Source organism: Mangrovibacterium lignilyticum (assembly GCF_010882175.1).
In the GTDB taxonomy this organism is placed as follows: domain Bacteria; phylum Bacteroidota; class Bacteroidia; order Bacteroidales; family Prolixibacteraceae; genus Mangrovibacterium; species Mangrovibacterium lignilyticum.
Window position 1 is genome coordinate 137,463 of sequence record NZ_WKLH01000004.1, and the last position, 26,447, is coordinate 163,909.

Annotated in this window: 20 protein-coding genes and 1 riboswitch; of the genes, 7 read left to right on the forward strand and 13 right to left on the reverse strand. The window is 43.8% G+C overall.

From position 1 onward, the window contains the following. Nucleotides 1-83: 83 nt before the first annotated feature. Genes GJV22_RS18165 through GJV22_RS18180 form a run of 4 tightly spaced genes read right to left on the reverse strand, consistent with a single transcriptional unit; the run spans nucleotide 84 to nucleotide 3,182 of the window. The gene (locus GJV22_RS18165; RefSeq protein ID WP_163717267.1) at nucleotides 84-1,238 is read right to left on the reverse strand and encodes a glycosyltransferase; all 1,155 of its coding nucleotides are present in this window, start codon (nucleotides 1,236-1,238) and stop codon (nucleotides 84-86) included. After that, entirely contained in the window at nucleotides 1,235-1,699 is a 465-nt protein-coding gene (locus GJV22_RS18170) for an NUDIX hydrolase (RefSeq protein ID WP_163717269.1), read from the reverse strand. The genes GJV22_RS18165 and GJV22_RS18170 overlap by 4 nt, the downstream gene beginning before the upstream one ends. Further along, nucleotides 1,680-2,603: a tRNA (adenosine(37)-N6)-dimethylallyltransferase MiaA gene (gene miaA / locus GJV22_RS18175; RefSeq protein ID WP_163717271.1), complete on the reverse strand. Its 924-nt coding sequence runs from the start codon at nucleotides 2,601-2,603 to the stop codon at nucleotides 1,680-1,682. The genes GJV22_RS18170 and miaA overlap by 20 nt, the downstream gene beginning before the upstream one ends. Before the next feature lie 51 nt (nucleotides 2,604-2,654). Beyond that, nucleotides 2,655-3,182, reverse strand: coding sequence for a plasmid pRiA4b ORF-3 family protein (locus tag GJV22_RS18180; protein WP_163717273.1), 528 nt, complete (start codon nucleotides 3,180-3,182; stop codon nucleotides 2,655-2,657). Between the two features lie 377 nt (nucleotides 3,183-3,559). Here GJV22_RS18180 and GJV22_RS18185 point away from each other — a divergent pair, with 377 nt between their 5' ends. Beyond that, nucleotides 3,560-4,807, forward strand: coding sequence for an ABC transporter permease (locus tag GJV22_RS18185; RefSeq protein WP_163717275.1), 1,248 nt, complete (start codon nucleotides 3,560-3,562; stop codon nucleotides 4,805-4,807). A 242-nt stretch (nucleotides 4,808-5,049) separates the two neighbouring features. Here GJV22_RS18185 and gap read toward each other — a convergent pair whose 3' ends face one another. Next, nucleotides 5,050-6,057, reverse strand: a complete 1,008-nt coding sequence (gap, locus tag GJV22_RS18190) for a type I glyceraldehyde-3-phosphate dehydrogenase (protein ID WP_163717277.1) — start codon at nucleotides 6,055-6,057, stop codon at nucleotides 5,050-5,052. A gap of 1,273 nt (nucleotides 6,058-7,330) precedes the next feature. Between gap and GJV22_RS18195 the strand changes: the two genes are divergently transcribed. Both GJV22_RS18195 and GJV22_RS18200 read left to right on the forward strand, forming a co-directional pair. After that, nucleotides 7,331-9,631, forward strand: coding sequence for an Ig-like domain-containing protein (locus tag GJV22_RS18195; protein ID WP_163717280.1), 2,301 nt, complete (start codon nucleotides 7,331-7,333; stop codon nucleotides 9,629-9,631). A gap of 119 nt (nucleotides 9,632-9,750) precedes the next feature. Continuing rightward, entirely contained in the window at nucleotides 9,751-10,494 is a 744-nt protein-coding gene (locus GJV22_RS18200; protein WP_163717283.1) for a nitroreductase family protein, read from the forward strand. Here GJV22_RS18200 and GJV22_RS18205 read toward each other — a convergent pair. Continuing rightward, complete coding sequence (locus GJV22_RS18205) at nucleotides 10,491-10,880, reverse strand: response regulator (protein WP_163717285.1); 390 nt, start codon at nucleotides 10,878-10,880, stop codon at nucleotides 10,491-10,493. The genes GJV22_RS18200 and GJV22_RS18205 overlap by 4 nt on opposite strands. Before the next feature lie 137 nt (nucleotides 10,881-11,017). Here GJV22_RS18205 and ettA point away from each other — a divergent pair, with 137 nt between their 5' ends. Continuing rightward, nucleotides 11,018-12,703, forward strand: a complete 1,686-nt coding sequence (gene ettA, locus GJV22_RS18210) for an energy-dependent translational throttle protein EttA (protein WP_163717287.1) — start codon at nucleotides 11,018-11,020, stop codon at nucleotides 12,701-12,703. Between the two features lie 63 nt (nucleotides 12,704-12,766). Here ettA and GJV22_RS18215 read toward each other — a convergent pair whose 3' ends face one another. Then, the gene (locus tag GJV22_RS18215; protein ID WP_163717289.1) at nucleotides 12,767-13,039 is read right to left on the reverse strand and encodes a hypothetical protein; all 273 of its coding nucleotides are present in this window, start codon (nucleotides 13,037-13,039) and stop codon (nucleotides 12,767-12,769) included. A gap of 76 nt (nucleotides 13,040-13,115) precedes the next feature. Here GJV22_RS18215 and GJV22_RS18220 point away from each other — a divergent pair, with 76 nt between their 5' ends. The 3 genes from GJV22_RS18220 (at nucleotide 13,116) to GJV22_RS18230 (ending at nucleotide 15,558) form a co-directional block, all read left to right on the forward strand. Next, on the forward strand, nucleotides 13,116-13,709 hold the full coding sequence (locus GJV22_RS18220; RefSeq protein WP_163717291.1) for a hypothetical protein: 594 nt from the start codon (nucleotides 13,116-13,118) through the stop codon (nucleotides 13,707-13,709). A 278-nt stretch (nucleotides 13,710-13,987) separates the two neighbouring features. Beyond that, nucleotides 13,988-14,170: riboswitch (cobalamin riboswitch) on the forward strand. Nucleotides 14,171-14,290: 120 nt separating this feature from the next. After that, nucleotides 14,291-15,097 carry a DUF4198 domain-containing protein gene (locus GJV22_RS18225; RefSeq protein WP_163717293.1) on the forward strand — a complete coding sequence of 269 codons (807 nt, stop codon included), beginning with the start codon at nucleotides 14,291-14,293 and terminating at the stop codon, nucleotides 15,095-15,097. Nucleotides 15,098-15,249: 152 nt separating this feature from the next. After that, nucleotides 15,250-15,558 carry a phosphoribosylpyrophosphate synthetase gene (locus GJV22_RS18230; RefSeq protein ID WP_163717295.1) on the forward strand — a complete coding sequence of 103 codons (309 nt, stop codon included), beginning with the start codon at nucleotides 15,250-15,252 and terminating at the stop codon, nucleotides 15,556-15,558. A 16-nt stretch (nucleotides 15,559-15,574) separates the two neighbouring features. Here the strand turns inward: GJV22_RS18230 and GJV22_RS18235 are convergent, their stop codons facing one another. From GJV22_RS18235 to GJV22_RS18260, 6 genes are all read right to left on the reverse strand, one after another. Further along, on the reverse strand, nucleotides 15,575-17,695 hold the full coding sequence (locus GJV22_RS18235) for a glycoside hydrolase domain-containing protein (protein WP_205461944.1): 2,121 nt from the start codon (nucleotides 17,693-17,695) through the stop codon (nucleotides 15,575-15,577). A 192-nt stretch (nucleotides 17,696-17,887) separates the two neighbouring features. Beyond that, entirely contained in the window at nucleotides 17,888-19,168 is a 1,281-nt protein-coding gene (locus tag GJV22_RS18240; RefSeq protein ID WP_163717297.1) for a YdcF family protein, read from the reverse strand. Nucleotides 19,169-19,370: 202 nt separating this feature from the next. Continuing rightward, complete coding sequence (locus tag GJV22_RS18245) at nucleotides 19,371-21,014, reverse strand: RagB/SusD family nutrient uptake outer membrane protein (RefSeq protein ID WP_163717299.1); 1,644 nt, start codon at nucleotides 21,012-21,014, stop codon at nucleotides 19,371-19,373. A gap of 26 nt (nucleotides 21,015-21,040) precedes the next feature. Further along, nucleotides 21,041-24,475: a SusC/RagA family TonB-linked outer membrane protein gene (locus tag GJV22_RS18250; RefSeq protein ID WP_163717301.1), complete on the reverse strand. Its 3,435-nt coding sequence runs from the start codon at nucleotides 24,473-24,475 to the stop codon at nucleotides 21,041-21,043. A gap of 145 nt (nucleotides 24,476-24,620) precedes the next feature. Then, nucleotides 24,621-25,658, reverse strand: coding sequence for a FecR family protein (locus tag GJV22_RS18255; protein WP_163717302.1), 1,038 nt, complete (start codon nucleotides 25,656-25,658; stop codon nucleotides 24,621-24,623). Nucleotides 25,659-25,745: 87 nt separating this feature from the next. Beyond that, complete coding sequence (locus tag GJV22_RS18260; protein WP_163717304.1) at nucleotides 25,746-26,309, reverse strand: RNA polymerase sigma factor; 564 nt, start codon at nucleotides 26,307-26,309, stop codon at nucleotides 25,746-25,748. Between the last annotated feature and the right edge of the window lie 138 nt (nucleotides 26,310-26,447).

Sequence of the window (26,447 nt, forward strand, 5' to 3'; positions counted from 1 at the left end):
CCAATCTTTAATATGAATAAACGTTTTACCCAGCTGTATTTGTTCAAAAACGAAAGCGATAATTAATTACTCGAAATAAATGCTCAGGCTTTTGTCGGAATGTTTTCGGCGACCTGCATAAATGCTTTGACCATATTTTCCCATGAGAACTTCTTCTTTTCTTCTTTAATGTTTACTTCGAATGTCGATTTTCGGTTATTTGCATAAAAGTCAACCAGGGCATCGGCAATTTCCAGTTCATTGGGTTCGGTAACATAGCCAATCACATTATGGGGGATAATCTCAGCAAGGCCTCCTACATTTGTTACCAGCATCGGTTTCTCAAAATGGTAGCCAATTTGGGTAACACCACTTTGGGTGGCGCTTTTGTATGGTTGAACAACAATATCGCATGCTCCAAAGTAGCGGGTGACATGTTTTTCAGCGATGAACTCTGTCCGAAGAATAACGCGATCTGTCAGCTGTAGCTTTTTGATCAGTTCGAGGTATGGTTCCGGTTTGGTGTAAAACTCGCCGGCTACGATCAATTTTACCGGGTAATTTTTTAGCCGCTTGTCGGCAAAGGCTTTCAACAGCAGATCAAGTCCTTTGTATTCCCGAATAAATCCGAAGAATAAAAGATAATTTGTGTCTCGATCGAGTCCGAGTAGGCTTTTAGCTTCCAAAATATCAGTTTTTGGACCGTAGTTGTCGTACAAAGGGTGAGAACACAAGGCACGTGGCAATCCGTCGTGGAACTGGTCAATATCGTCTAAAACAGACTGAGACATGGCAACCATTCCATCAATGCTATTCATGAAATAATTGGTCAGGAGTTGGTCGCCGGGGCGTTTTTCGTGGGGAATGATATTGTCGGCCAGGCAGATGACCTTGGTGTGCTTATTTGATCGAACCAAGCGGCAAATACTCCCTAATGCCGGTGCCATAAAAGGCAACCAGTAGCGGATCATTAAAATGTCCGGTTTCTCTTTTTTGATACGCTTTCCGACGCTAAGCCAGTTAACAGGGTTGATTGAGTTGACGGTTCGCTGAATCGAAAGGTGATCCGGTTCCGGACCATCGACATATTGCGTTTTGCCCGGAAATAGCAAATTGGGGTATTGCAGGGTGAAGGTTTCTATGGACACCTGATGCCCCTGAGTCAGAAACTCCTTTGCCAGGCGTTCGTTGTAACTTGCCAAACCTCCCCGATACGGATATGCCGGCCCGATAATTTTAATGGTTTTTGATACAGTCATTGTTGAAATCTTTCTCGGAGTAAATTTGCAACATGTTTATCAATTGGGAAAGTAAATTCCTCGGGATTTAATTTTTCAATTGACAGCCACCTGAATGATTGATTTCCATTCTGTCCGGGTTCAAAATCGAATGCCTTGTTGCTGATTTTGAAATTGACCGGTTCTTGTAGCTTTGCAAGGTAATAGATGCTGATGAGTTGGTGATCATCGAAGTACAACGCTTGTTGGAAAAATTCGGTGGTGTAAAAATGCTCAATATCGACGATTTCCTGTTGGCACTCCTCACGCATTTCCCGACGCAAACAATCAATTGTTCCTTCGCCAAAATCCAATCCACCTCCCGGAAATTTGGTCATGGAGGTGTCCAGCTGAAATTCGTCAGTGACAAGGACTTCGTTGTTATCGTTCAACAAAAGTCCGTAAACACGAATATTGAAATGCTTAATTGGTTTGTTGGTCATCCCTGCAATTTTGTTCTTCAATGAAACGAATGATTGCTTCAGCTTGTTCTGGATTGAACCAGTTAATTTCAGAATCGCGGCGGAACCAGCTTAATTGCTTTTTGGCATAGCGGCGTGAATTCCGTTTGATCAATTCTATGGCTTTATCCCGATCAATTTCTCCTTCAAAAAAGGCGAATAATTCTTTATACCCAACTGTGTTTAACGAGTTTAAATGATGAAATTCGAATACGCTTCGAGCTTCTTCTTCAAGCCCCATTTCCATCATTTTGTCTACCCGCAGGTTGATCCGATCGTAAAGTTCTTCACGATCACGAGTCAGGCCTATTTTTATAATTCGAAACGGGCGCTCTTTTTTCTGCTCCGTACGCATCGAAGAATAGGCTCTTCCGCTTGTCAGGCAGATTTCGAGGGCATGTAAAATTCGTTTGGGATTTTTCAGATCAACTTTATCGTAGTATGCCGGGTCGAGTTGTTTCAATTGCAAACGCATGTGTTCCAGTCCTTTTTCTTTAAATTCCTGAACCAGTTGTGTGCGAACTTGGGGATCTGTATCCGGGATGTCGTCAATGCCATTGCAAAGGGTATCAATGTATAACATGGATCCTCCGGTCACGACTAGAGTGTCCTTTGAATTGAAACGATCCTCAATTATTGCGAGTGCTTCTTTTTCGAACAGGGCAGCGCTGTAATAATCCTGTATCGAGTGATGGTGAATGAGGTGGTGTGTTACCTTATTTAGATCTTCGGAGGGAGGAACAGCAGTTCCGATGGACAGCTCTTTGTAGATTTGCCGGGAATCGGCAGAGATAATTTCGGTGTTGAAGTGTTGTGCAATTTGAATGGATAAATCGCTTTTGCCGATACCTGTTGGCCCCAATACAACAATTACTGTCTTGCTCATTTAATTTTTCTTGGAGCGCAAAGGTAGAGCTTTTTATGAAAAAAAGGAGGGCTAAAGCCCTCCTGTGAGATCCTCCATTTCACCAAAAATTTCGGTATAATCATCCAGATCACCATAATCCAGACATTCTTCCTGGTTTTTTACTTCTGACTCCTGCGTCAAGAGTTCTTCCTCTTCTAACAATTGAGAAGGAGCGTTACCCTTTTTGAAGGTAACGGAAGGTTCTGATAGACTTTTTCCCATAAAAATTAGCGTTAATTCAATAAAAAATAATCTGTCCATGAAAAAATCGAAAACATAAAGCATTTTCTGATTTTCGTGATTCAATAGCGCTTGAAGTGGAGTTCGTTTCATGATGAATTGATTTATTCCATCAAACCCCAAATCAAGTTGAGTTATTTCTATTTGCCTTCCGCATTTGGTTCCCGCAATAAAAAAAGATGCTAATTGATCGGGATTGAATCCACATGCTTGCTGAATGCAAATATGAAGATCAGCAAATGTGTGCTTGCCGTCGAGCTCGACGATAAGTATATAATCTGGTATTTCAGTGGTTGTAATTTTGAACTGGTAGACCATTTGTTTTAATTGTAATTTGAAAGTTTCTTGTCAGTTTATCTTTCATTTTTGCACACAGCTGAGTTTAACGCTGATGGTTTTAAAAAGGTTAGGTAATAAATGTTAAAAAATATTAACTCGGATTATTGTAGGTTTAACAGTTTGGTAATGCGTTTGTTATGTGTTTGTTTTTTATCAACAAATTGCGTTGAATAGCTGATTTTCGTTATCATATACTTCCGGCGGACTCCAATTTTACCTGACAGAATGACCGTTGTTCATTGCATTTTAAACTGTATTCTAGTGGCTATTTCCCAATTTTGTAATTACTTTCGCAAGTGTTCGTTTTGGCTATTACGTATTTGTTTTGAACGTATTTAACTTTAGCTCGACAGTTTATGCGATTTAGTACACTCTTCTACGAAAACCTTCGAATAGCACTTCATTCGATTCGGGCAAACTTGCTGCGGACGATTCTTACAGTGCTAATCATTGCTGTTGGAATTACGGCCTTGGTTGGCATTTTAACAGCGATCGACTCTATTAAAGGTTCTATAACGAAAGAATTCACGTTTATGGGAGCGAATACTTTTACCATTACTTCGAGGGGGATGCGGATTCAGGTAGGGAATAATCGAATCCGGACTAAAAATTACAGCTATATTAACTATTACCAGGCGAGAGAATTTAAGGAACGTTTCGATTTTCCTGCTTTAACGTCAATTTCGGTTAGAGGTAGTGGAACGGCAACAGTAAAATTCGGTAATAAGAAATCGAATCCGAATGTTTCGGTAACTGGCGTTGATGAAAATTATATCTATACGTCAGGGTTTGAACTTGAAAAAGGGCGGAATATATCGAAGCAGGATTTAGATGCCGGGTTAAACGTTGCTCTTATTGGCGATGGTTTGGTCAGGCGGTTATTTGATAAGAATGAAGATCCGGTTGGCAAAGAGATTCGTGTGGGTGGCGGACGTTATCTGGTGGTTGGTACATTGGCAGCAAAAGGCGGTGGTTTTGGCGGTGGGGGAGATGAGATGTGTTTGTTGCCTTACTCCAATGTTCGTTCGTATTTTTCGCGCCCTCAAATGAATTTTAACGTTCAGGTGAAATGCGACGATCCGAGGCTGCTCGAAGCAGCGATTGGTGAAAGTGAGGGTTTGTTTCGGATTATCCGGGGCTTAAATCCGCAGGATGAATCTGATTTCAATATCGATAAAAGTGATAATCTGGTACAAATGCTACTCGATAATATTGGCAAAATTACAATGGTTGCTACAGTTATTGGCTTTATTACCTTGTTAGGCGCTGCCATCGGTTTAATGAATATCATGCTGGTCTCGGTTACAGAACGTACCAGAGAGATTGGAGTACGCAAAGCGATTGGCGCCAACGCCCGATTAATTCGTCAGCAATTTCTGATCGAAGCCGTGGTGATTGGCCAAATTGGTGGCGCTTTAGGGATTGTCTTAGGGATATTAACCGGTAATATTGTGTCTGTTTTTATCGGAAGTAATTTTATTGTGCCTTGGTTTTGGATCTTCAGTGGCGTGTTGATTTGTTTCGGTGTAGGCATTGTTTCCGGCTATTATCCGGCTCAAAAGGCTTCTCGTCTCGATCCTATAGAGAGTTTGCGTTATGAATAAAGGAGTGGTTTGCTGCGGTTGCTTCGGCAGTGCACTATTTTAGTCTTACCTGTTTCGGGTTTTCCCTTTGGTTTTTGAGTCAAAATGTCGAGCTTCTTTGTGCGCGGAAATATCTGGCGGGGGATATTTCCATTGTTGGGTTATTTTGTTTTTCAATATAAATACGAGAGTTGATTGATGTTTTTATAAAAAAGAAAGGGCACCCGATTGGATGCCCTTTAATATTATATCTGGTTTCAGAATTATTTTACTGAATCCATGTATTGGATCAATTCGCAAACTTTTGCAGAGTAACCCATTTCGTTGTCATACCAAGAAACAACTTTTACGAAGTTTGGAGACAATGAGATACCAGCACCAGCGTCGAAGATAGAAGTACGAGTGTCACCAACGAAGTCGTTAGAAACAACTTGATCTTCAGTATAACCCAAGATACCTTTCAAAGGACCTTCAGAAGCAGCTTTCATTGCAGCGCAAATTTCAGCGTAAGAAGCACCTTTTTCCAAACGAGCAGTCAAGTCAACTACAGAAACGTCGGGAGTAGGAACACGGAAAGCCATACCAGTTAATTTACCGTTCAGCTCAGGAATTACTTTACCTACAGCTTTAGCAGCACCAGTTGAAGAAGGGATGATGTTTTGACCAGCTCCACGACCACCTCTCCAGTCTTTCATAGAAGGACCGTCAACAGTTTTTTGTGTTGCAGTAGTTGCGTGAACAGTAGTCATCAAACCTTCAACGATACCGAAGTTATCATTCAATACTTTAGCGATAGGAGCCAAGCAGTTTGTAGTACAAGAAGCGTTTGATACAAAGTTCATGTCGTTAGAGTAAGCAGTGTGGTTAACACCCATAACGAACATAGGAGTATCGTCTTTAGAAGGAGCAGACATGATCACTTTTTTAGCACCAGCGTCGATGTGACCTTGAGCTTTTCCTTTTTCCAGGAACAAACCAGTTGATTCAACAACGTAGTCAGCACCAACAGCACCCCAGTTAATGTCAGCAGGGTTTCTTTCAGCAGTAACGCGGATTTCGTCACCGTTTACAACAAGTTTACCATCTTTTACTTCAACAGTACCTTGGAAAATACCGTGAGTAGAATCGTATTTTAACATGTAAGCCATGTATTCAACATCGATCAAGTCGTTGATAGCAACTACTTGGATAGTACCTTTTGCGACAGCTTGACGGAAAACAAAACGACCGATACGACCGAATCCGTTAATGCCGATTTTAATTTTTGACATAGTTGAAAGTTTAATAATTAATGAAAGATTATTCTTTGATTTATTAGCTCATTTTTTAAAAGCCACACAAAATAACGAACTAAATTCAACATGGTCAAGTTTTTTAATTTCCTTTTGCCCTTTTTAAGGCTCAGTTTAAAATTTAGTTAATGTTGGTGTGGACAGTTATTTTTGTACTTTGGTTAATTGTCTAATGTTTAATGAAGTAGCTGTTTTTTGCCTGTTTCTCTATTGCAGGACTATATATTAATAATATAAGAGGTGATATTGCGTCTGTTTTTGGTGATGGAACAAGGGGCCTGTTTCCTTAATACGGTGTTATATACCCGAAGAAGCGCTTTATGGTTACGTGTGGTGTTGTTTTAGGAAGACAACAGAACCAATTCAGAAATTTTCTAAATAGTTTTGGAGTCAAAGATGTGGGTTCAGAGTCTCGGATGAGATCGTTTCTTGCTGCGAAGAGCCCGAATTTTGCGCGTTTAGCACGATATTTAATCCTGTTTAGTTTAGTTTTTTAAACAAAAGATTGCAAATGAATAGGTGAAAGGTCTGTTTTGATAGCTGAAATGGTGTATTTGATCACCGCTTTTTAGGTATGTTAAATGGATATAATTATGTTTCGATTCGTGGTTTCCGAAGCGTTCTTTTCCAATGAAAATCTTCTGCTGTTGTGTTTTTGAGGTTGAAGAATAGGCTGGACATTCGCAAGTTTTACATCCGGAGTATAGAATTGAAATTAGAAATAGAAACAAGAACGCTTTAGCCTCTTTTTTTGTGATTGTTTGTTTGATGATATGTCGATTTGTTGTTCTTTCTGATTGCATAATGTCTCAGATAATTAATGTGTTATGAGTTATTTTGTTTTGCGAGGCCTTGCATTTCCAATGATTATGTTTGTTTTATCATTGGGCCACAAGTTGTCATAAAATTAAACTACCAAATAGTAAAGTTTATTGCTACCCTTCACGTAAATTTTTATCCTGATTTGACTTTGTTGATCCCATGTCTCTATTTGTTATTACATAATGAAAATTATATATAAATAATTTGAAATTTAGATGAAACGCCTTTATTCGTAAGGGTTACAGGAGGTGAATTTATAAAAAATGTCATCAAAAATTAGTTGAAAACTATTGTTTGTTGAACAGAAATGTTTTAGGTTTGTATGAGTTTGACTATAGTGCGTAGCTTTCAACCTAAGCAAGTTGGAGCTGAGATTTTATAAACCTATTTAATTTTTCACCTTTTCCGGAGTAATATTAAATTGAATATTATGAAGAGAAACTCTACCTGGTATATTCATAAGACCATTTTTGTTCTTGTGCTTGCGATTTGGGCATATACAGTTGAAGCCCAGGATGCTGTTGTCAATATCGACGATAGTTCTCTTGCCGGGACTTCTCAAATTGATCCGGGCGTGCTTAATTCTAATGGGGTTGCGTTGAGTAATTCAACTGGAACAGATGTTTATAATTTCCAATTTCAGACTGCTGCCGACGATGTTACTTTCCAGCCGGATAACGGCGACGCAGCAACACCAACTTTAGTTCCAGCCGATCAAGCATTCCAAATAACGTTTAATGGACCGTTGTATACATTTGTATCAGATGCTCAGTTTAATAACATTGCTATCGATGCAGACTACGAAGACTATCTTCAAAACTGTTTTAGTTTGGTCAAGGTGGTTGATGGAAGCGATATAACTTATACAGCTACTGTCGATAGCTGGTCGTCATCTTCAACTGTAATTTCCATTACTCCTGATACACCGCTGGAAAGTGATACCGAATACAATTTAATTATTTTGGATGACAAGATGCAGTATGGCGTTGCAAACCAGCAACCCTTGGGTGATAACAATGGAACCACTGATATTTACGATCAGAATAATTACATCACAGCAGATACATCAGCGCCAATGCTGGATGCAGATGCAGATGCCGGACCGTGGGAAGATGGATACTATGTAGGCGCGGGCGAAACTATTCTGAACGACGATTATTTGAAACTTGATTTTACCGAACCAGTTATGGCTGGAGCCGGTGAGATTCTGGTTTACACATGGAATGGTATTTTGGTCAAGACCATCGATGCCAGTACCCTCGCGACAGATCCGTCGGATGATTCGATTATCATTCTGACAGACGTAGCTGGCTTAGAGGTCGGTGAAGATTACTATGTGATTGTTGAACCGGGAGCCATAACAGATTTGTCAGGTAATGGCTTTGCAGGGGTTGATGAAGAGGATGACTGGTATTTTACCGTGGAAGAAGATCAGATTCCGGATGTAATTAGTTATAGCCCAACAGGGGCCAACATTTCTGTAACACCCGATTTGATGATTGAATTTGACCTGCCTGTGGTTTTGAGCAGTGCCGGTACTGTAAATATTTACCTGGCTGATGGAACGCTGGTCCAAACATTGGATGTGGTTGCCGACGCCATGTACTTTTCGATGATTGGAAACAAGGTCTATATTGACATTGACGATCTGAATGAATCTACAACATATAAAGTGTCGGTTGATGCCGGTACCTTTGAGTCTTCTGTGGGAGAACCTTCGGCAGCGATCTCTTCAGACGACTGGCAGTTTGAGACTGAGTCGAACCAAGAGTTGTTGTTGGTTAGCCTGACTCCTGTCGATAACTCGGTGGACGTGCCGTTGGATCAGGTTTACCAAATGGAGTTTAACCAGGATGTTCAAGCTGGAACAGGTATTTTGGAACTGCATGAAGCAGATGGCGCAAACACAACGATTGCCTCATTCGACGCCGGAGACACCAAAGTTTCTATTTCAGGAAGTACTGTTTCGGTGAACTTAACCGGCTTGACAGAAGAAGGAAAAGAATATTACATTATTGTCTATCCTGACTTTGTTCAAAACACATCGGCTACTCCCGAATCGTTTGCAGGTATCTTAAAGGTTTTCAACTGGAACTTTACGATTGTAAGTGAGCAAGTAGCTCCGGAAGTTTTATTGTTGTCTCCCGATGAAGAAACGATTGCAGACAACCACCCTAATTTAGTGATGACTTTTAACGAAGCAGTTGAATTATCTTCAGCTGGTGGAAACGCTTATATCTACAAAGTAGGGGATACATCTCCTACGTTGACAATTCCTCTTACATCTGATATGTTTAATAATAATGAAGTGAATATTGTTTACGATGCCGCAGCTTTAGGCGGTGGCTTGGCAACTAGTTCAGATTATTATGTGCTGGTTGACAGCGGTGCCATTCAGGATGTGAGCGGGAATCCATTTGCCGGAATTTCGACTGAGAATGAATGGACATTCACAACCGGAAGCGATTACGCTTTGGGTATTGAAGATGAGTTGGCCAATGCGGACCAGTTTGTTGTTTATCCAAACCCATTTAGCGATGTGCTCTACATTAGCAATTATGAGCAAATCAACCGGCTTTTTATTACCAATGTTGTTGGTCAGCGGGTGAAAGAAATCACCAATCCAACAAACATGGTATCAACTTCAGACTTGCGCAATGGAATATATTTTATTACCCTCATGTTAGACGATGACGTAATAGTTAGTACGCAGAGAATTATCAAGCGCTAGGAATGCTAAGAGAGAAAGAAAGGGAGGTGCCACAGCCTCCCTTTTGTTTTTTATGCCGGTTGCTGTTTTTGTTTTCAGTTTTCAGACAAGCGCTTAACTTTGGGAGCTAAAAATATTACATGATGAAAACAATCTTTGAGCACCGCTCTATACGCAAGTATAAACCAACTCCCATACCCAACGATCTTTTACGCAAAATTCTGGAAGCCGGCACCCGGGCTTCAACCACCGGCAATATGCAATTGTACAGTGTTGTTGTTAGTCGCGACCAGGAACGAAAAGCAGCATTAGCGCCATTTCATTTCAACCAACCAATGGTGAAAGAGGCACCTGTTTTGCTAACGATCTGTGCCGACCTGAATCGTTTTAACCGGTGGTGTGAACTCCGGAATGCTGAAGCCGGTTACGATAACTTCTTGTGGATTTTGAATGCTCTGACGGATGCTTCCTTATTTGCACAAAATATTTGTTTGGCGGCTGAATCGGAAGGTTTGGGGATTTGCTACCTGGGAACTGCTTTGTATAATGCGCCCGAAATCAGTCAGGCTTTGGAACTGCCCAAAGGTGTAATTCCGGTTACAGCCATTACGGTCGGTTATCCGGATCAAAACCCACCGTTGACAGACAGGCTTCCGTTGGATGCGATCATTCACGACGAGAAGTACACTGCAAATACGGATGATCGGATTAATGAAATTTTTAGTGAGAAAGAAGCGTTGGAGAGTTCCGCTCAGTTTGTTGCTGAAAATAAGAAGGAAAATCTGGCGCAGGTGTTTACTGATATCCGATACAAAAAGGCTGATAACTTACATTTCTCGGCTAAGTTGCTGAAGTATCTGAAAGAACAGGGCTTTGAACTTTAAGCGGGATAGTATCCCGGATCATTGAAGCGCGAGTACAAAGAGACCTTTTCCAACAGCGTTGCAGCTCGCACCGGCTTTACGAGGTAATCGTTAGCCCCGTATTCCAGGCATCGGTTACGATCATTCTCCATATTACTGGTTGTAAAAACCATAATTGGAGTTTGCCGGGCTTGCAGGCGATCGAGCTGTCTGATGCGTAGCGTCGCTTCGGCACCGTCCATGATTGGCATCCACAAATCCATAATGATTAAGTCGTAGTTATTAAACTCGGCTTTCATTACTGCTTCTTCTCCATCATTGGCCGTGTCGATCACATGCGCACTGCGAAGCGACAGCTGGACAAACTTCTGATTAATTGGATTGTCATCCACTACTAGAATTTTCAAAGCGCTCCTGTTTTTAGAATTTACCTTTTTAAAAATAGGAATAATCAGAAGAAAAATAAGTTATTTTTGCTAACCGATAGTTCTGTTTAGATAGTTTGAATGTCGTGTTTGTATGAAGAAAATAATATATATAAAATATGAGTGACGATAAAAAAATCATTTTTTCCATGTATAAGGTAAGTAAAACTTACCCTCCGCAGAAACAAGTCATCAAAGACATCTCACTGTCCTTTTTTCTGGGTGCGAAAATTGGCATCATCGGGTTGAACGGCTCCGGTAAATCAACCTTGTTGAAGATCATTGCCGGATTGGAAAAATCATACCAGGGCGAAGTTGTTTTTTCACCGGGCTATTCTGTCGGATACCTGGAGCAGGAACCTCATTTGGATCCGACCAAAACAGTAAAGGAAATTGTTGAGGAAGGTGTTCAGGAGATTGTTGATGTGCTGAAGGCTTACGAAGAAGTCAACCTGAAATTTGGCGATCCCGATGTGTTGGAAGATCCCGACAAAATGGATGCTCTGATTAATGAGCAGGCGCAGTTGCAGGAAAAAATTGACCACTACGATGCCTGGAACCTCGATTCGAAACTGGAGCGGGCCATGGATGCACTGCGTTGTCCTCCGGGCGATCAGTTGGTGAAGGAGCTTTCCGGCGGAGAGCAACGTCGCGTGGCTTTGTGCCGCTTGTTGTTGAAAGCGCCGGATGTGTTGTTGCTCGATGAGCCAACCAACCACCTGGATGCCGAGTCGGTGCAATGGTTGGAGCTTCACTTGCAACAATATAAAGGAACCGTTATTTGTATCACCCACGACCGTTACTTCCTCGATAATGTTGCCGGCTGGATCCTTGAACTGGATCGCGGAGAAGGAATTCCGTGGAAAGGAAACTATTCGTCGTGGCTGGAGCAAAAATCAAAGCGCCTGGCTTTAGAGGAAAAGCAGCAATCGAAACGTCGCAAGACGCTGGAACGCGAGCTGGAATGGATTAAAATGGCTCCTAAAGCGCGGCACGCCAAAGCGAAGGCGCGTTTGAATGCCTACGATCAGTTGATGAACGAAGATGTGAAACAGAAAGAAGACAAGTTGGAGATTTACATTCCTAACGGTCCTCGTCTGGGACAGCATGTCATCGAAGCTCATGGCGTAACCAAGGCGTTTGGCGACCGGATTTTGTTTGAAAACCTGGATTTCGTGCTGCCGCCCAACGGTATTGTGGGGATTATCGGGCCGAACGGTGCCGGTAAGACCACCCTTTTCAAATTGATCATGAAACAGCTGCAGGCTGACAAGGGAACTTTCGATGTTGGCGAAACGGTGAAATTCGCTTATGTCGATCAATCGCATGCTGGTATCGATCCCAATAAATCCGTTTTTGAGGTGATCTCGGGTGGTAACGACCTGATCGCAATGGGCGGACGCCAGGTGAATGCACGGGCTTACGTGTCGCGCTTCAACTTTACCGGATCGGATCAGGAGAAAAAGTGTGGCATCCTGTCGGGTGGTGAGCGTAACCGCCTGCACCTGGCTATGGCGCTGAAAGAAGAAGGGAACGTATTGCTGCTCGATGAGCCGACCAACGATATCGACGTGAATACGTTGCGTGCACTCGAGGAAGGTTTGGAAGCTTTTGCCGGCTGTGCTGTGGTTATTTCCCACGACCGCTGGTTTCTCGACCGTATTGCGACACACATTCTGGCCTTCGAAGGCGATTCAAGCGTTTATTATTTCGAGGGAAGTTACTCGGAGTACGAAGAGAATAAGAAGAAACGTTTGGGCGATGAAGGTCCACACAGGATAAAATACAAGAAATTAGTTGAATAAAACAGTTGAATGGCTGCCCGAAAAGGTGGCCATTCTTTTTTGCTCTGTTGCCCGGCGGCAGGATCAAACCGGTTCGTGGTGAAGGCTGTCGCCCGGCAGCAGGATCAAACCGATTCGTTGGGGGAGGCTGTTGTCCGGCAGCAGGGTCAAACCGGTTCGTGGAGAAGGCTGTTGCCCGGCAGCAAGGTCAAACCGGTTCGTGGAGAAGGCTGTCAGCCCGACAGCAGGATCAAACCGATTCGTTGGGGGAGGCTGTTGTCCGGCAGCAAGGTCAAACTGGTTCGTGGAGAAGGTCGTCAGCCGTTGGCTTAATAGTTTGTTTAATATTTTTGACAAAATTTTGCAATTCGATCACTTAAATTTGAAGGTGTTTTAGAAAAGCAGAGTTGAATCATTGCAAAAACGTGCTACCATGAAAAAGTCAGTTTCTCTTTTGATCCTGCTGCTTGCCGGTCTGATGGTGCAAGCGCAAACTGAAAAAAAGACAACACAACCCGATGAGCAGTCGAAGGTAACCCGCGAGTACGACGAGAGCGGGAACCTGATTCGGTTCGATTCGACCTACGTGAAGAGCTGGTCGTCTGATTCAACCATGAATCAGGCAGATCTGGAGCAACTGCAAAAACAGATGGAGGAAATGTTTAAGGGTTCGTTCGGTGACGACTCGGACAGTTTTTTCGGTGATCCTTTTCCCGGTTCGGCAAAGGAATTTTTCAAACAGTTCGATCAGCAGTACGACGACAGTACGAAGGCGATGCCTGGGTTTCAGAACTCATTTCCCGATCTGGAAGAACTACACCAACAGATGATGCAGCATTTTGGCCAGTTTTTCCAGAGCGATTCCATCCAAATACGCAGCGATTCGGTTCCGGATTTTAAGTTCGACTTTTTTGGTGACCCCAAAGAGTTTGAAAAGATTCAGAAAGAATTTGAGCAGCACTTTGAGCAGTTCCGAAAGCCACAAAACCAGTCGGGGCAGTCGAACGATGTGCAAGGGGCAATGTGACTTTGCAAAATAGGCCGGAGACGATTTACCGGCCTGCTTCGCCTGAGAACATACCGGTGTTGTCCCGACCTGTAGGGCAGCGGGCCGGACTTGCGCGCCCATGGAAACGAACCCGGATGCCGGACGAACTTCGGCAGCGGAACGAGGCTTCCTTGAAAATCAGTTTTCCTGCAACAGGTCAATTGTTAATCACCTAAAAACAAGCAGTTCCGGTTACTGCGGAAATTTATTCCTAAAAAAAAGCGGGTTCAGACAACAGGTATTCCTGCGCTGTTGTTATTTTCGCCTTTGTATTCGGTTCTTATTGATTAAAAAGGAATCCTGTGAAAATCAGGAACTATCCCCGTAGCTGTAAGTTCCATCATCAGTTTTATCACTACTGCCACTGTTCTTTTGTAACCGAACGGGAAGGCGATAAAACCGGAGCAAGTCAGAAGACCTGCCGAATACAAGATATCGTAGCTTTCGGGAGAAAAGCGAAAGATCAATTACTTCTGTAACGATTCTTTTCGATCCCCCGCAGGTTATCATTTGCTAAAACAGTTGGATGAACCACATCCTTATCATTAAACAAAATTTACATGAAACGTTTAACAATTGCTTTCTTGTCTCTTTTTCTTTTCGTTGGGGTTCAGGTGAATGCCCATGTCCCGTTTTTAAAGCCCAATCAGTTTATTGTCCTCCACAATCGTTTACAGATTGAATCGTCGTTCACCGAATTTCCGTTTCAGGCCGACTTTGCCATGGATTCTCCCTGTTTCTCGATGATTGAACCGGGAGGCGGGCAAACCATCCTGCAGCCAACAGCAAAAACCCGTGTTGCCAATTACCTGGAACCAAGGCTGGCTGGCGATGGAACCTATCGAATTAATGCCGGAGTAAGAAAAGGGCCCAAGTACAAAGCACTGGAAACGCCTGACGGCAAGCTTTATTTTTCTGATGACATGCAGAAACACCAGGGGAGGGCAACTTCGCTTCAGTATTACAGCAGCGCCGATACTTACCTGGCTAAGGGACAGCCCGACTATAAACCACAGTTGATGGAAAAAGGAATTGAAATCATTCCCTTATCGTCACCCAACGCCATTCAGGTGAAGGATGAAAGCTCGTTTCGGGTTTATCAGGATGGAAAGCCTGTCGCCAATGCCCGCGTGGTTGTGGTGTACGACAACGAACATTACGACAAACACCGGATTGGAGACCTTTATGATGTTGAAAATACCCGGGAGAGTACCCTTAATGCCAATGCTGACGGGGTTTTTACGTTTAGTCCTAAAAAAGCCGGCTTGGTTCTGCTGTTTGTTACCGTTCATACCAAAATAGACGATACGCTTTGGGAAAGCTATAATAGCTCGCTTTCATTGGAGGTGAACTTGCCGGGAGCATAAAATCAGCTTGCTGAAGAGGCATGGCGCTTCTTCAATCGCGTGGCTGCTCCGTCCGGCCTCTGCAGAAGCCGGACGAAATCCTCTGTTCAATTATTTCCGTATACCCGAATTAATAATGTTGGGAGTTTCTAAAACGATTAAATTGAATTGATATGGACAACACTGATTTTGATACCCTTTCTCAAGCGATAAATGCGCTGACTAAAGCCGGGTATAAAGAGGATTTTACAGCAGGCGACACGAAGATTATCGCTAGTATCTCGAAAAAGGAATACCTGCCGGTTGATCTCGAAATTGTCAGTTTCTACCGATTTGATGGTATGACGGATCCCCAGGACGATGCGATCGTTTTTGCAATCGAAGCGACGGATGGCCTAAAAGGAACCTTGGTGATGTCGTATAGCGCGAGTCACGGGCAGAATGTCGACCTGATCTCCCAAATACGCGGGGTTAAACGGTAGGCAGAAGTTAACCGAATTAGCGTGGGATGTGGCTTATCCATTGGTGCTCTACGCCCCATGTTTTATTCGGGTTAGGTCCGGTTTCAATAACTAACTTGCCTCCTACTGATAGTTCTGCCTGTGTCAGCCAGTTGCGCATGAGCGGCTTTCCGTTCAGGCTGGCTTTTTGAATGTAGCAATTGTCTTTCTCGTAATTTTTCACTTCGATGGTGAAACGCTTGCCATTGCCGAAATCAATATTGATCGTTTTGAAGATAGGTGCGGTCAAATAGTAGATCGGGTCGCCGATGTTTGCTGGCGACAATCCCATGCTACGCATCACAAACCAGGATGACATGGTGCCGGCATCGTCGTCCATTGTTCGCAAGTATGCCCGTGGTTTATTTTTATAAATTCGCCCGATGTAGGGATTGATGCCTTTGCTGTTGTCATTGAAGTAGCATTGTACAACAGTGTCGAGTAGCAGTTCGCGGAACAGTTTCTGCGATTTCCAGGGTTCTTTCGTCGCATTGTACATGCCCGGAACCTGCAAGTCGGGCTGGTTGGCGTGGTTGTAATTGTTCTTATCGAAGAAGCGGTCGAGTTGGCTGATAAATTCAATTTCACCTCCGGCCAGTTCTTTTAGCCCGGCCAGGTCGAAAGGCACAAACCACCTGTATTGCCAAATAGTTCCCTGGTAAAGGCCGCGAGCCTGCATCCGGTCTACATCATCTTTGCTCAGGTCGGAAAAGTCTTTTTGCCAGTATCTTTTGTAGTCGAGTGCTTTGTCCCGGTATTTCTGGCTTAAAACTGTGTCGCCGGTAACTTTCAGAATCGCGGATAAAGCCCAGCAGTCGTAGGACGACTCCAACGCTTTGTCGGGGGATCCATAATCCAGGGTTTCAGCTTCTGCGATCAACTGATTTTTAATTTCATTGAAGGGCACATCATATCCCTTATTCCAGGCATCGAGCAGAACAACCATGGCGTGCTCGGTACGAACCGTGGGAGAGGGCTCATGCATGGTTGCCCAGTTCTTTTTGCCATAAGGGTACAAGTTGGCGATCGACTTGGCAATGTCGTCAAACTGGTCGGGATAAAGTAGTGACAGCATGGGGAGCTGTTCGCGGTAGTTGTCCCAAATGGCCCAGCCGTTGTAAATAGGCGTTGGGCTTTGCTGAATGCTGCCATTAATCGCACGGTAAACGCCGTCGTCTTCCGACACCCGGTAGGGGGCCTGCAAGCCGCGGTATAAGAGTGAGTAAAACAAATCAACCCGGTCTTTCTCGCCTTCCACCTGAACATGGGATAGCAGCTTTTCCCATTGCTCGTTTGCGTCAGTTCTAACTTTATTGAAATCAGCGTCGGTGATTTGGGCTTGTGCATATTCGCAGCTAACTGATGAAAAACCGATACGTGCATCCAGCTCCTCTGTGCCGTTGCCTTTTACCCGGAATTGGTGTTCCGAAATTGAATCTATACCTGCAGATCCGGGAATCTGCAGATAATAATAGATCCGATAAACGCCGGCACTGCACGTTGTTTGTGTGTCGATCCATCCGCTGATGGCGTCTTTTGTAAGCTGGTGTTCCTCGGCTACAAAACGGCGGGGCTGTGTAAACGAAAGGTCGACAAACAGGCCATTTTTAGATTCGGGAAAATGATAGTGATGTTGGCCGTAATTGTGTGCAACGGTCATTTCAGCCTGAATCCCGTTTTCAAAATCCACGGCATAATAACCGGGAGTGGCCTGCTGGTTCTTACGGATTAGTGAAGTATTCCCGTCGTCATTTAAAATTGGCTTGATCAGAATATTACCTCCGGCACCGGTACATCCAACCCCTTCGAGGTGCGTGTGCACAAATCCCTCGTATTTTTTCGCATAGTACTCGTAGCCGGTATGCGTGTGCGGCGTGGTAATTGGCCCAATACTGAGCATGCTAAACGGGTACGAGGCGGAAGGCGACATCTGCCCATGGTCGCCCGAAGTTCCAAGGAATACATTGACGTGGTCGGTTAAAGACGCGGCCTTCGATTGACCAGAACTATTTTGCTCGCACGAAGTTGAAAGACTTACGGAAAGGATCAGATAGAGTATTTTACCTTCCCTGAATCTAGAAAAAAACTTGAACATGGCTTTATTTTTTCTGTCAGCCATTTGGGGCTGAGTTAAACATTTAGTGCATAATCTGAAAAAGAATCATCCTTTGTCTATCATGGACAAAGGATGGTTCTTATAGATCTAATACAATTAACCGAATTGATGTTCGCACAATCATTGGGCATTTTTTCATATTTCAATAAAATCCAATGTGGCTTTTGGTTTCTCTGTTAAGAGTTGATGGGTTTTTTATGGATCCAGCGGATCTTTGTTGTCGATAAAAAGCGATTCTCTTGTTGGTACAAACTCAACATCATTCCTACTCAGCCGGTCTTTGGAGATGTAGGGCATGTAACCCAGTTCCTCGGCACAGCGTTTCTGAAAATACTCGTGGGTAATGTAAAAACTCTGATCGACTGTTGTCGTACAAAGCGCTTTTTTAGTCATCGGAATCCCGTACTTTTCAATCAAACGGGCGGCATTCCTGAAGTTTGTTGTGGTGTGTCGCGCATGAGGTTCAATGATCAATGCTGACTCCGGAATTTTGTAGCGGTACATCAGTACCTTTTTCATTTCTGTAGCTTCGCAAAAGGGGGTTTGAAACGGGTGAACATATCCGCCGGACAGAATAATTAATGGGGCCAATCCTTTGAAATAGCGATCAGCAGCCAGTTTGCAGCGCATCATCCCCAGTGGGCTTAGATCCACTCCTTCTTCTTCGGGGCCGTGTCCGGGAACAAGAATGACTGAATAAGGATATTCATCCCAGTTTGTTGCTTTGATTTGAGCGACAGCTTTCGCGTTTTCGCCGTATTCCATGGGCTCAAACCGGGCAGCTTCATCCCGCTTGTTGATTTCGAGCAACCACAAAGCGAACGAAAGAGAAGGCTGGTAAAACACGTTCAGGGTATCCAGTTCGTCGGCCTGATTCAAAGCTGTTATATGAATGACTTTCCGGTAATAATCGCTGCTAACTTCATAGCTAACCGAGTCTATAAAGGAATAACGGGTTTTTTCGGCCAGCGCGTAGGTGTTGATCAGCTGATTGACGCCGGCGATTTCCCGTTTGAATGTTTCAACGATGAGCTGCCGGTCACTTATGGTGCTGTCGATTGCAAAGTATTTTTCAGCACGCATTTTTTTCAGGATTTCAGGCATGAAATCGAGTTCCGATAGCGAGGCGAGTTCTGCATTCGCTGTCGCCAACTCTTGTTCGTTTATTTTGAATGGAGCCACAATAAATTCGTTGGGTTTAGGTTCCATTCTTCCATTCAAGGCAACGCTGTCCTTGATCTCTTGTTTTTTCGCCAGGAGCAATTCTTTCAACGCTTCGTTTTGCTCCATCCAGTTTTTTAGTTCGGGTGTCTCCAATGCCATTTGTAAAAACGGAAATATTTTTTCTGACAGAATTTGTCTTTTGCCAGCGATTTCCATGGATTTTAAAACTTGCCGGGCCGACACCTTTTGGCAGGGCTGAAAAAAAACTATTCCGGCAACCAGTAAAAATAGAAGGGTGAGTTTTCTTTTCATTTTTCAATGGATTTATAAGTAAAGTGTGGGGTTCGAGTTGATTGAACGGTTTTTATGAAGTAGCGCGCAACAATTTGATTGCCGCTACAAACAATCCGGATTCGCTTTCGAAGCGAAACAAGATCCGGATAACTTTATTTGCTTGTCACACGGGACTATTGAGAGAAGAAAGGTCCGGAATTAATCCGGACCTTGAAAGTTGTTAGTAGTTTGGATTTTGCTGCATATCGCCTGTACACAAATCAATTTGAGTTTGTGGAATAGGCTGGTATTCGTTTTTCCCCGCAACAAAAGAGGCGTTTGTTAAGTGTGAACGAATAAGTCTTTCGCTTGAGAAATAAGCATTCATGACATCAGCCGCAATTCCCCAGCGAACCAGATCGAAAAAGCGGTGTCCTTCCTGGGCAAATTCCAACCGACGTTCCATTCTCAATGCAGCCAGTGCTTCATCCTGATCAGCAAACGAATCGTATGTATCAATGAAGTAGTTCGCAGCATCGCCGGTACCGTCAATATTCTGAACATACTCACTGTCTTTTGCGCGCTCGCGAACCATATTAATGTAAATCATTCCTTCATCCAGGTTGTCCAGTTCGATTTCGGCTTCCGCTTTCCAAAGTAAAACATCAGCATAACGGATGATGTAATAGTTCAATGCATTTACATATGGCCACGAAGATGTGTAATAGGCTGAATTTGCCGATACCATTCTCTTTTTAGGGCTGTACGGGCCATAAACTGTCGCTTCACGAGGAGTCCAGTCATAAACTCCTAAATCGAGATATGGAATTCCTGGTCGTGCCAATGTGTGGTCGACACGAGGGTCTAAATTGTCGCCATCAGCCAGCTCAACATTGTCAAAGGTTGGCAATCCATCAGCAGTTGTGCGATAAGCATTAACCAGGTTTTGAGATGGACGCAGGAATCCGTAGTTCGCGTAAAAGCTTCCTCCGGGAGACATTAAGCGGTCGCTGATACTTCCACTGTAGTCGCTTGTGGTACCATCGTTGATCGAGTGTTGTACAGAAAATACAATTTCAGGACCATTGTCGTTTTCGGGAAGAAATACATCTCTGAAGTTAGGTTCCAGACTATATTGAGTCGATTCAATAACTTCCTGAGCAGCATCGGCTGCTGCAGTCCATTTGCTTTCGAAAATATAGCATTTGGTCAAGTATGCTTTTGCTGCCATCTTAGTGGGGCGCCCAACTTCATCCTGGGATGATGGCAATGCATTAAAAGCATCAGTGAAATCGGCCTCAATTTTTGCCCACTGCTCTGCGCTGGTTAAGTCGGTATTTGAAATTGAATAGTAATCTTCTGTGCTTTCAACGGTTTCGTCAATCCAACAGATATTATTATAAATTTTCTTGGCCTCGAAATGGTAGTGTCCGCGTAAAAACTTCATTTCGCCAATGCGTTGTGCTTTTAGCGCTGAATCAAAATCTTCTGATTTTTCTAACAGGCGAATGGCTAAATTAGCCCGTCGGATCCCTTCGTACAAACACGACCATTTTCGGCCAACATCTGTAATCGTGGCATCATGAGCAAAAATTTCCATCAAGTGGATCTGGTTTTGGTCACCGGTACCGCCACCACCTTTGTAAGCATCGTCTGAAACAACGTCGCCGAAACTCCAGTTCGAATCCGGAGAGTTATACGCATTTGAAGCGCCGTCGAACTGGCCGTTCAACACAGAATAAGCCGAGATGGCAATGCTCTCGATATTTTCGGCAGTGGTTACCTGCTCCTCGGTTAATTCACCGACAGGTGATTCTTCAAGGAAGCTTGAGGAACAGCTTGTCGCGAAGAGTAATATTGTGAATAGATATATTAGATTTTTCATTTCTTTTACTTTATGTGTTCTTTTGATTAAAAGCCAAAATTAACGCCGACCATAAATGTCCGTGCAGTTGGGTAAAGTCCGCGGTCAACACCAATATCTAAATTCCGGGTACTGGAGCTATAGCTTTGCAGGCCAACTTCCGGATCCATTCCGTCGTAGCCGGTAATGGTAAACAGGTTTTGAGCCTGGATGTAAATTCGCAGTTTTTCGCCGTTTATTTTCTGTGCTAATTTGGTGAAGTTGTATCCCAACGTCAGGTTTTTCATCCGCAAGTAAGAACCATCGGAAACAAAGTATGAAGATGGGCGAACGTTGTTGTTCGGGTCGTCCAACGATAAACGAGGAATTGACGTATCGGTGTTGTCTTCGCTCCAGGCATTGGTTGTACTCTCAAATTTATTGTAAGCCGATTGATTGAAGAAATCACCTTTGTAACGGGTCAGGTCATAAATATCATTCCCAATACTGGCATTAAAGAAAGCCTGGAGATCGAAGTTTTTATAATTGAATCCCAGGTTTAAGCCAAAGGTTAAATCGGGATGAGGGTTTCCGACGAATGTACGGTCTTCACCATCCAGTTCTCCGTCGCCCGAAACATCTTTGAATTTCAGGTCACCTGGTTGTGCGTCAGGTTGAACTCCGTGGGCGTCAATTTCGTCCTGGTTTTGGAAAATGCCCAGACATTCATATACATAGAAAGAGGCGATTGGCTCTCCGACTACAGAACGGGCAACTTCCTGGTCGAAATTGATACTGTGCAATGTTGAGCTTGGCAACGTGATGTAGCTTACATCTTCAGGTAATGAGGTTAACTTATTTGTTACATGCGACAGGTTTAGGTTAGCATTCCACGAAAAATCACCTTTCTGCTTACTGTGATAGTCAATGACCAACTCAAAACCTTTGTTCTTCATGCTGCCAACATTGTCCCAGACAGTCTGGTTTGTACCGCCGATAATTAAAGGGAAGGTGCGCTCGATCAACATGTCCTCGGTTTTTTTGATGAAGTAATCAGCTGTTATGTTGAACTGATTGTCGAGGATGCCAAAATCAAGACCTATGTTTGTTTGTGTGGTTGTTTCCCATTTCAGATCATAATTTCCGTTACGTGTTTGGGTGTAACCGGTGTAAACAGACCCTTGAGAACCATCAATTGCATAGTTGGAATTGTATGAGTTGGAAGCGTAACTTTCAATTGTCGCATATTCCGGAACATCCTGGTTCCCGTTTTGTCCCCATCCGAAGCGCAATTTGAAATTGCTGATCAGATCACTGTTAAAGAATTCTTCTTCACTAAGACGCCATCCTAAAGACAAGGCAGGGAAGTTTCCCCATTTGTTATTTCCAAGTTTTGAGGAGCCATCGCGGCGGAACGTAAAATTAAAGAGGTAACGATCGTCATATGTATAGTCTACCTTGGCAAAATAAGAAGCCAGTGATGATTTTGAACCTGATCCTGAGTTTTCCATGGTTCCGGAATCTCCGGCATCCAGATAGCGAAAGTTATCATCGTCGTAAGCAAACCCTTCACGATAGGCAGAGAAAGCCTCGTAGTTGGTTTCAATGGCTTCCATTCCGGCAAAGGCAGAAATATGGTGTTCATCAAAATCCTGCGCATAGCTAGCCGTGTTGGTCCAAACCCAGGTAAACTTCTTGCTGTTTGTTGTAGTCAGTGTACTTGTTGAATTTGGACTCAAAGCGCCGGTTTCGATATAAGCCGGGTTGTAGTTCCGCAGGTAGTAGTCATTATAGTCGATTCCGAAATTCGTTTTTACTTTCAAGCCTTTAACGATATCAAGTTCGGCGTATGCATTTCCAAAAAGCTTTAATCGCTTGCGTTTATCATCTCGGCTGTAATACAACGATGCCAGCGGGTTTCCGGTATCATTCAGGAAAGCACCTGCATAGTTTCCGTCCAGGTCCTTAATTGGGGCGATGGATGGAAATTGATACGCAGATAAAACGACGCTACCCAAAGCGCTGTTGACTCCTGCTTGAGTTGACCACGAATGAGAAAGTGAGAAGTTTTCGCCGATCGTCAGGCGGTCGAAGAAGCGGTAGTCCGAGTTAAACCGTGCCGAAACCCTCTTGAATCCGGTATATTTTACAATACCATCCTGGTCGAAATAACCGAGAGAGAAAGAATGTCTTGAATTTTCGCTTCCCTTCGAAATTCCCAGGTTGTACGAATGTACCAAGGCATTTTGGGTGATCGCATCAATCCAGTTAACATCATCCGTTGGTACCCGCTGAGCTTCATCAAGAAAATCTGGAATTACAGCAGTTGAGCCGGTTCCGTAAACATCGTTTGATGGTGTTTTGCCATCGTTGAAGTGAGCCTGCCACAATAGATCGCCATACTGCTGGGCATTCAGCGGTTTCAATAATTTGGTTGCACTTTGAACACCGGCATAAGCATCGAAAGTGATCTTTGATTCTCCTTTTTTCCCTTTTTTCGTGGTAATAATCACAACCCCGTTGGCAGCACGAGAACCATAGATAGAGGCAGAAGAAGCATCCTTCAGAATTTGCAGCGATTCAATATCGCTTGGGTTGACCAGGTTGATTCCCGATTCAACCGGAATACCGTCGACAATGTACAGCGGATCGTTGTTACGGATTGTGCTGAAGCCCCGTACCCGAACGGCGACACCACCACCGGGATTATTGTCGGCAACAACATTAACCCCGGCCATATGCCCCTGAATCATTTGGTCAACCCCGGCTACCGGTGTATTCGAAATCTCGTCGACTTCAACAACAGACACAGCGCCCGTCAGGTCTTTTTTCTGCATGGTGTTATAACCAATCGCCACAATTTCGTTGAGCTGAGTGGTCTCTTCTGTCATCACAACATTGATGGTTGACTGGCCGTTGATTACCACTTTCTGGCTGTCCATCCCGATAAACGAGAAAGTCAGTGTTGTTGCATTTGCCGGCAGGTCAAACTCATAGTTTCCTGAAATGTCTGTTACTGCACCCGTGGTTGTTCCTTTCACGATGACAGAAACACCGGGCAACGGATTACCATCCGTATCAGTTACCTTTCCCGAAACCGGAGTTGTTTGCTGTGCCGTTTCCGAAACGGCGGTGCTTTCCGGAACCTGCGCTTCTTTCACGTAGATCGTATTGTTTATTTGGCGAAAGTTGAGGCTGTAGGTGTTTGCAACCTGCCCAAGGATTTCAAAAACCGGTTGGTCGTCAAAAGACAAAGAGCATTTGGCATCGGTCGCAAGAATTTCGGCATCGTAGATGAAGACGAAGTTCGTCTTTTCTTCGATTTCAGAGAAAATTTCATTCAGACTGGCCAGTTCCAGGCCAACAGAAATTTTGACTTGTTCAATGCTTTGGCTTTTAATTGCGTTGGCACTGACCAGCTGCAGCGTGACTAGCTGCAACAGAAAGATGTAAAACATCTGTTTGGAAGCAAACATGAGTTTTTTTCGTAAGTTAATTTTCATAATTTTGTACAAGTTTGTTTAAAACAATTTTTTGTTTTGCCCGCAAAAGTTTGGTCGCTGCTGCGGGCTTTTTAATTTTGCCTGTTATGAGTTGGTCGCTGCTTCAGGCTTTGACATTGAGCTATTTCATTCTTTTAGTCTTTTCTCATTCACTTAGCTTTTTGTGTTGTTCGCAGATAATTTTTTCTTTAATCAAAATCGTACTGTCGTTGAGGTATTCATACTCCAGGTTGTAGATGTAACACAAGCCGTCGAGTATATTGTAGAGTTTCTTGTCCTTGTAATTACCATTGATGTATCGTCGATTTTCAGCATTGGCCGCCTTTAGCTTGATGGTGACGTTATACCAGCGTTCGAGCATTTGCATGGCCTCGGGAAGCGTTTCGTTGTTAAAGCAAATGGTTCCGTTTTTCCAGGCATAATAGTCTCGTGAGTCAACAGTGTTTTTTTGTAAGCCATTTTGGTAGGCACTCCACACAGCCTGCTCGTTGGGCAGCAAATAGAGTTCGTCTGTTTGGCTATTATCGCTGGTGTGTGCAACCCTGACTTTTCCGGTGGCAACCGTTACAGTCGCTTCGTTTTTGGTAAACGCTTTGATGTTGAAGGAGGTGCCTAGCACCGTTGTGCTGACTTTCCCTGTTTGAACAACAAATGGTTGGGCCGGATTTTTAGTTACTTCAAAAAAGGCTTCGCCGGTAAGCGTCACCTCCCGACAACCAGGTAGAAACTTTTCCGGATAACTGACCGTGCTTTCACCATTCAGCCAAATGACCGATCCATCGGGAAGTGTGACCCGCATTTGCTCGCCCGGCCCGGACGTTTTGGTCAATGTGGCGATTTGCGGGTTGGACACGGGCGCCGGCTGAATGTTTTGTTGATAAACAAGGTAGGCACCCGAAACCAGAATAATGGCCAGTATAGCGGCAATTCTTAAAACTGTTTTTGGCAGGGGGATGCGTCTTTTCTTCTTTTTCGCAGCTGCCTGTATGCGTTTCAAGGCTTTGTTTTCGTCGAATGGTAAGGAGCGTGTGTAGTCTTGGTTCCAGATCTCTTTTAATTCAATATACTGATCCAGGTTTTCAGGGTTTTCCATCAACCAGTTGCTGAATTTATCGCGCTCGGCTGGTGAGCTTTCTCCGTTCAGCTGGCGCAAAATCATCTTTATTTTATCTCTTTTGGGCATTTCTGTCATTTACCCGTTGAGACGCCAATAATTGATTTTACCCGAATAAAGAGCGATTAAGTGTAGGTTACAGTTCGGTAAAAAGCGCTAGAGGGATATTTTTTCTTCAATCAGTTCCCTGTGAAGAATTTTTAGCGCAGTGGTAATATTCTTTTCAACGGCAGCGACAGAGATTTCCATGACGTTGGCAATCTCCTTGTATTTCAGACCGTCGAAACGGTGAAGCTTGAAGGCCAGTTGTGCTCGTTGAGGCAGGCGGGAGAACACGGCAGCAAATTCGTCGTTCAGTTCGTTGGCAATGAAGAGTGCTTCGGGGCAGTGCCCTTTTTCCTGGGCAGGCTCAAATTCGTCGGCCCAGGATTGCTGGTCGATTTTTCTTTTGCGCAAATAAGAGAAGGTTTGGTTTTTGGCCGATTGGAACAAATAGGCGCGCAGGGTGTAGTAGATCGTAATCTTGTTGCGGTTTTCCCAAAGCTTGATAAACACATTGGCCGATAGTTCTTCGGCCACTTCGTTTTCGGGAATAAAAACGAAAACAAAGCGGCACAGCGGCTGGTAGTAACGTTGAAACAACAGCGTGAGTGCCTGGGCATCGCCGTTCTTTAGCTGCGAAAGCAATTCCGCGTCGGTTGGGGTGAATGTTTCTGTCACGGTGTTCTGATTTGCCGGCAAAGCTACAAGGGCAACATGTCTTTAAGCTTAATTCGCTGTGAAAAGAATGTGCCATTTTGGTCACGATATGATTAAACCGGGCGCCAGGTTTGTCGTCGCAGCCGCGCGAGATAAGTC